Raw genomic sequence first — 5,774 nt, forward strand, 5'->3', positions numbered from 1 at the left:
CCTTGCCCGTGGTCCGGGTCGCCAGTCCTTCAGCGGCCCAGCGGGAAAGGATCTTCGACGCCGTGGAGCGTCCGACCCCAGCTGCCTTGGCCAGGATTGCGGTTGTCGCGCCGGGGTTGGCTTCCAGTGCGCGATGTACCTTCGGCTCCGCAGTTTCGGGCTGGGCGTCGGCCGATGATGCGTTCTCGAGTTCGGGCATGACAAGCTCCGTTTCGGAGAAAAGCGGTTGATGGTCATGCCCCGGCCGGGGCGATCGCCCGCCGGTGCGCATCCGGTGGTTCGGGCTACACACCCATGGACGCTCCGTGCACCGCTTCATGTCAAGCGTTCGTCGAGATAAGACACATGGATCGTCCAGAAGTGTCCGCTGATGCCCGTGATCTTCTTCAAAGGTCCTTTCGTTGCCAGGCTTGGATTATCTCTGTCGCTAGTATGGCCCCCTGAACGGAACACGGTCCGCGCGAACGTTAGCCGGACGCGGTCGGTCTGGTTGCGCCGATGTAGTCGTCGTCGGGGCGGCGGTAGGGCTCCGCTTTCACTACCTGGCCGAAGTCTGGGGCGTCGATCATTGAGCCGCTGCCGACATAAAGCCCGACGTGGTGGACGCGCCCAGCCGTGGCGTAGAAGACGAGGTCGCCGGGCAGGGAGCGGTGCGCCGGCGGGCACGTGCGGTCCGGCGATGTACTGTTCGCGCGAAGTTCGTTGGCAGCGGGAGGCCGGCGCCGTAGGCAAGCTCGGGTCAGGCCGCTGCAGTCGAATCCGGTGTCGCCTTCTTCGGGTTCTCTGAACTAGCGCTCCCGGCATCGATCAGCGTCATGCCGATGACGTTCGGCTCGCCACCTGATTCGGTGCAGCGAGGTGCTGGCAGGTGCGCCGTGCTCGGCCAGCAGGGCTCTGCTGCGCTGATCTTGAGTGGTGGTCAGATTTGAGTCCATGAGTGCGCGGCCTTCCAGGCTGCGTCGTTACTAACGAAACCGTGGAATGCCACGACAGCCTCGTCGAGGTTGTCGATGAACGCGCGGTAGTGTTGCTCGGCAGAGCCGTCGCGGTATTCGAGGGAGTACCGGTCTTCGGGTGCGCCTGCTCTGCGGCCGAGGCCGATCTGCACGTAGATGCTTTCTTCGCGTTCGAGCTGAGCGTGCCAGTTCGCGCGGCTGATGCGGCGGACCTGCTGAGCTATCTGCTCGGTGGTGGGGCTGAAGATCCTGCTGCCGTCGCTCGCTTCCAGGCGCAAGGCTCCTTCAGGCGTGGTTTGAGCTGGATGGTGGACCTGCCGGGTCGACGGGTCATAGCAGACCAAGCTGTATCGATCTGCCAGTTCAAGAATGCGCGCGCCGGCCTCGGCGGCCCGAGACAGGGCCATACAGAGGATCACGCGGCGGTCCGTGGCGTCCGGGCTCATGTTCCACGGGGAGTCGTCGACGTCGGTGAGATCCTCCAGACGCGGATAGTGCGTGACCAGTTCTGCGGCGAATTCGAGGTGCCGGGCGGTAGGCGTCGTCGAGGCCTCGTCACCGTCGGCCAGGCGATTGCAGATATCCCCGGCCTGTTCGGCGGTTACCGGGTTGGGCTCGGCCCACAGGTAGAGGTCGTAGCTCACGAGATTGAAGCCTTCTTTCTGGCCGCCCGGGTGATCAGCGACCATCGTAGGCTCGCCTATCGAGGTGCCACGCAGCAGACCATGATGGATAGCCGCTTCGACGTGCGGGTTGCCGGAAGGTGGTCAGCGGCAGCCCCAGAGGCCATCAGCTCGGTGTCGTTTCTGAGGGTGAGTCCTTCTATGTCGCCGAGCCAGCCGTGGTCGGTCGCTTCGGCGATGCGGTCGCGGAGGTTGTCGCGGAGTCCGATGCCCCGGTTTTATCGACCGGGCTGGAGCGCGGCTGGACGTGTCGCGCCGACGAAGTTCGACCGCCAGATCCGCTCGACCCGAACCACCAAACCCCGATCCGGCGCATCGACCATCTCCTCGGCCGAGACCGCGATCCCCACATGCGTCACCGCTCTCGGCCCGGAACCGAAGAACACCAGATCGCCGGGTAACACCGGCTGTCCGGCAGGCACAAGGGGACCCGCGTTGTACTGGGTTTGCGCCGTCCGCGGTATCTGGACCCCGGCTGCTGTGTACGCCGCCTTCGTCAGGCCCGAGCAGTCGAACCCGCCCCTGACCTGAGTCTGACCATTCGGTAGTTCAGTCAACTCGGGGCCGTTGCCGCCCCAGACGTAGGGCAGGCCGCGTTGTCCGCAGGCGTAGTGGATGGCGGTGAGGGCGGAGGCCGTCGGCGCGGCGATGTTCGTGCAGTCTCCGCCGCCAGTGTGCTCGCAGGATACTCCGGCGACCGCAGCCACGATCGCTTCAGCGTCCGCCTGGTGGCGGCCGTACACCTCTGGCGTGCCGGACCGCTGGACAGCCTGGGCGGCATCGTTGAGGCTCATCTGCTGCCACCCGGAGACGGCCTGCAGGTGCCGGTAGAACTGCGTCGCCGCGTAGGTCGGATCCATCACCTGCTGGGGCGTGCCCCAGCCCTGGGAGGGACGCTGTTGGAAGAGTCCGAGGCTGTCCCGGTCGCCGTGATCTAGGTTGCGCAGAGTGGATTCCTGGATGGCGACCGCGACCGCGATGACCCAGCCGGGCTCGGGGACCTGCAGCTGTTTGCCGACCGAGGTAATGATCGTCGCGTTGGCGAGTTGGTCGGCTACATAGCCCTGCACGGAGCCTGTAGTCGTTCCGCCGGGCGTGCACGTTGTGCTCCCGTCGCCGGTGAGCGAGGAGACCACGGCCTGCGGCACGGCTCCGAGCAGCACCGGGGACATCGCGAGCACTACGGCGACGCCGATGGCGATCTTCGATCCCATGAGGTCCTCCTCGCGTGATCAGGGCCCGGGCCGGCGAGTTCGGCTGGGCGATGCGTCCGGCGGGCGGGGAGCAGGTGGCGGCAGCCGGTAAGCCACGGCCTGCCCAGACGTCGAGGCGATCCCGTCATCGACGTCGGGGGCCGCCGCCGGGGTCAGGGCCGGCCACGCAGCCGTCAGCTCGCCGAGCCCGTACCGCGGCGAAGTCTGCTTCGGAGGCTTCGCGCTGAGCGGGAGCCAGACTTCGTCGGCCGGACTCGGACAGGCTGCGTCCGGGTTGAGGAGGTCGCCGGCCGCGGTGGCGACGGGAACGTCGGCGCTCTGGTCGAGGTCGGCGTGGATTCGGGCGAGCGCGGAACGGGCGCCGACCTCGCGGCGGCTGGTCGGCAGCCAGAACAGCACCGGGGTGGCGATGCCGGTGGAGTCGGCGAGCCGGGCATAGGCGAGCAGTTTGCGGGCGACTTTGGTCAGCGATTCGCTGCCGGTGTCGTATTCGAGGAAGAACTCGAGTTCGGCGGCGGCGCTGTGCCAGCGGCCGTAGGCGTCGGGGATGACGAGGTCGCCGAAGTGGCGGGCGCAGCGGCTTTCCGACCACCACGCTGTGACCCCCTCACCACTTCGACCAGGGTCACGGCGGCTGCGTGCGATCAGGGAGGTGAAGAAGTCGCCGACGCCGATGGTGTGGGCGAGCCGTTGGTTGTGGGCGATGGCCATGGCGCGGTCGTGTCGGTAGCCGAGGTCCTTGACTTCCAGGCCGTGCTCGGCGGCCAGGACGGCGGCGCCGGCGGGTCCGAGGACGTAGTGCATCGGTGCCGAGCCGAGCGGGCGGAAGGGCTGGAATCGGCTGACGGCGCGCCAGAGGTACAGCTCGCGTAGACGCTGGCGGGTTGAGCGGCTGGAGGGGAACGCGGCGTCCTGGATCTGGGCAGAGGTCAGGACGCGGTGCTCGAAGAGCAGGCCCAGCAGCCATTTGTCCCGGGCCGTGAGCCGAGCCGCGAGCGCCGCCTGATGCTCGACCGACCCGGCTGCGCGGGCGGTGACCCGGCCGGAGAGATGCTGCCGGAGCTGATGCTGGCGTGTGGTTGTGGTGATCAAGGGGGCCTCCGAGCTGTACGTCAGAGTTGGGCGCGGCGAGGGTCGGTCTTGCGATCTCGTACCGGCCGATTCGGCGGAGCCGTAGCAGGGGTCGGTGGCGAAAGCCGAGATTTGCGGAGAGCGGCGCGGATGTCTTTGGCACGTCCGGGAACGGCGGGACGCATCGGCGAGGTGGTCATCGTGAACGGCTCGGTCTCGGCGCCGTTGACGACGAGCCGGGCGGCGACGTGGTAGACGCCGAGGTGGGCGAGGTCGTGTTCGGACAGCCGTGGTGCGGTGTGGCGGGCGAGTTCGCGGGCGTCCTCGGGGGAGGCGTTGAAGAAGATCTTCGACCGGGCGTTGGTCGAGATGCCCTCCTTCAGCTCGCGGGGCAGCTGGCCGAGGTGCTGGTGGGCCAGTGTCATCGCGAGCCGGAAGCCGCGGGCTTCGGCGAGCATGTCCTCGATGGGGTAGGGCAGGTTGAGGAAGTTGTGGCACTCGTCGATGACCAGCGAGGCGTCCGGACGTTCGCGCTGGGGAACGCGGGCGCGGCCGGTGGTGGCCTGCCAGGTGCGGGCAACGACCAGGGAGCCGACGAGCCGGGTGGTCTCGTCGCCGAGGGAACCCTTGGGGACCCGGACGAGGCAGATCCCGCCCTGGTCGAGGACCTGGCTCATGTCGACGGTGGAGCGGCCGCCGGCGATGGCGTCCTTGACGAACGGCCGCAGCAGGAACGCGCGGAGCTTATTCATCAGCGGCGAGACGACCTGGGACCGACTGGAGTCGGTCAGCTCGTCGTACCACTCCCAGAACCCGGCGAGGACGGGGTCGGTCAGGCCGGCGGTGATCCGTGTCCGGAAGGCTTCGCTGGTCAGGAGCTTGGGCAGGTCGGCGAGCGTGGGAACGCCCTCCTGCGCGCGCAGGGTCAGGCAGGCGGCGCGCATGAGGTCGTCGGTGCGCGGTCCCCAGAACGCGGAGTAGACGCGGCGAAACACCGAGACGAGGTTGTCGACCTCGCGGTCGGTTTCGCCACCTTCGAGCGGATTGAGGCAGGGCGGGCGCTGCTTGGAATCGGCGTCGAAGAGCACGACCCGGTCCGCGGCCTCGCGCGGTAGCCGGGACAGGACGTCGGTGACGAGGTCGCCCTTCGGGTCGATGAGCACGATGCCCCGACCGGCGTCCGCGTCGTCGAGGATCAGATTGCCCAGCAACGTCGACTTGCCCGACCCGGTGGCGCCGAGGACGTGCAGGTGGTGGCGGGCGTCCGGCACGCGCAGCCCGACGGCGCGCGAGTGCCCGGAGTCGGCCACGCCGAGCGGTTTGACCTCGGGGCCTGGCACGGCGACGCCAGGCGGTGGGGCGACGGCTTTCGCGCAGGCGCGCTCGATGCCGGGGATCTCGGCGTCGACCGGCAGGTGCGCGATCGCCGCCAGCTCGGGAACCGACAGCAGGTCGCCGCGGCCGAGGCATCGGTCGGCGAGCGCTTCGGCGGGGTGGTGGAGGCGGGTTCGGGTGTAGTGGTTGTGCTCGGTGAAGGCGGCGAAGCTCGCGGCCAGGGCGTGGGCGCGTCCGCGGGTCGTATCTCGCGCTTGCCGCGTTTCAGCGTCGGAGGCTTCCGCGGCTAGGTGGCTGGTGACGGCGTAGCGGATGACGGTCTCGTACTGCGAGCCGCGTTGCTTGCCGACGATCGCGCGGTTCTGGGCGGAGTACTCCAGCGACAGCTGCGGATCTTGGCTGATCCGGCGAGCATCGCGAGGCCGCCCGGAGCGGGTCGCCGAGGTGCCGGGCGTGAGCAGGTCGAGGATGCGTCCGCCGAGCCGGCCGGACGTGCCGGCGTGCACGCGCCGGGC

The 5,774-nt window shown here is 68.7% G+C and carries 4 protein-coding genes and 2 pseudogenes; all 6 read right to left on the reverse strand.

The window, feature by feature from the left end; all coding sequences use genetic code 11:
* Positions 1 to 199 (reverse strand): annotated as a pseudogene (locus tag ACGFMK_RS48670) (MarR family transcriptional regulator); the annotation flags it as partial.
* A 268-nt stretch (positions 200 to 467) separates the two neighbouring features.
* A pseudogene (locus ACGFMK_RS48675) lies at positions 468 to 752 on the reverse strand (NlpC/P60 family protein); the annotation flags it as partial.
* A 167-nt stretch (positions 753 to 919) separates the two neighbouring features.
* Positions 920 to 1,645 carry a hypothetical protein gene (locus ACGFMK_RS48680; protein ID WP_392778807.1) on the reverse strand — a complete coding sequence of 242 codons (726 nt, stop codon included), beginning with the start codon at positions 1,643 to 1,645 and terminating at the stop codon, positions 920 to 922.
* A gap of 212 nt (positions 1,646 to 1,857) precedes the next feature.
* A complete protein-coding gene (locus tag ACGFMK_RS48685) occupies positions 1,858 to 2,853 on the reverse strand; it encodes a C40 family peptidase (protein WP_392778810.1) in 996 nt (331 codons plus the stop codon).
* A gap of 18 nt (positions 2,854 to 2,871) precedes the next feature.
* Positions 2,872 to 3,945, reverse strand: coding sequence for a replication-relaxation family protein (locus tag ACGFMK_RS48690; RefSeq protein WP_392778814.1), 1,074 nt, complete (start codon positions 3,943 to 3,945; stop codon positions 2,872 to 2,874).
* Positions 3,946 to 3,965: 20 nt separating this feature from the next.
* Positions 3,966 to 5,774 (reverse strand): type IV secretory system conjugative DNA transfer family protein (locus ACGFMK_RS48695; RefSeq protein WP_392778816.1); only part of this gene is annotated, 1,809 nt, incomplete at its 5' end.

Origin of the sequence: Amycolatopsis sp. NPDC049252 (assembly GCF_043197175.1) — a bacterium.
Lineage (GTDB): Bacteria > Actinomycetota > Actinomycetes > Mycobacteriales > Pseudonocardiaceae > Amycolatopsis.

Coding starts and splice junctions, on each gene's coding strand:
- ACGFMK_RS48680 (WP_392778807.1), bottom strand. CDS start 1,645: ATGGTCGCTGATCACCCGGGCGGCCAGAAAGAAGGCTTCAATCTCGTG.
- ACGFMK_RS48685 (WP_392778810.1), bottom strand. CDS start 2,853: ATGGGATCGAAGATCGCCATCGGCGTCGCCGTAGTGCTCGCGATGTCC.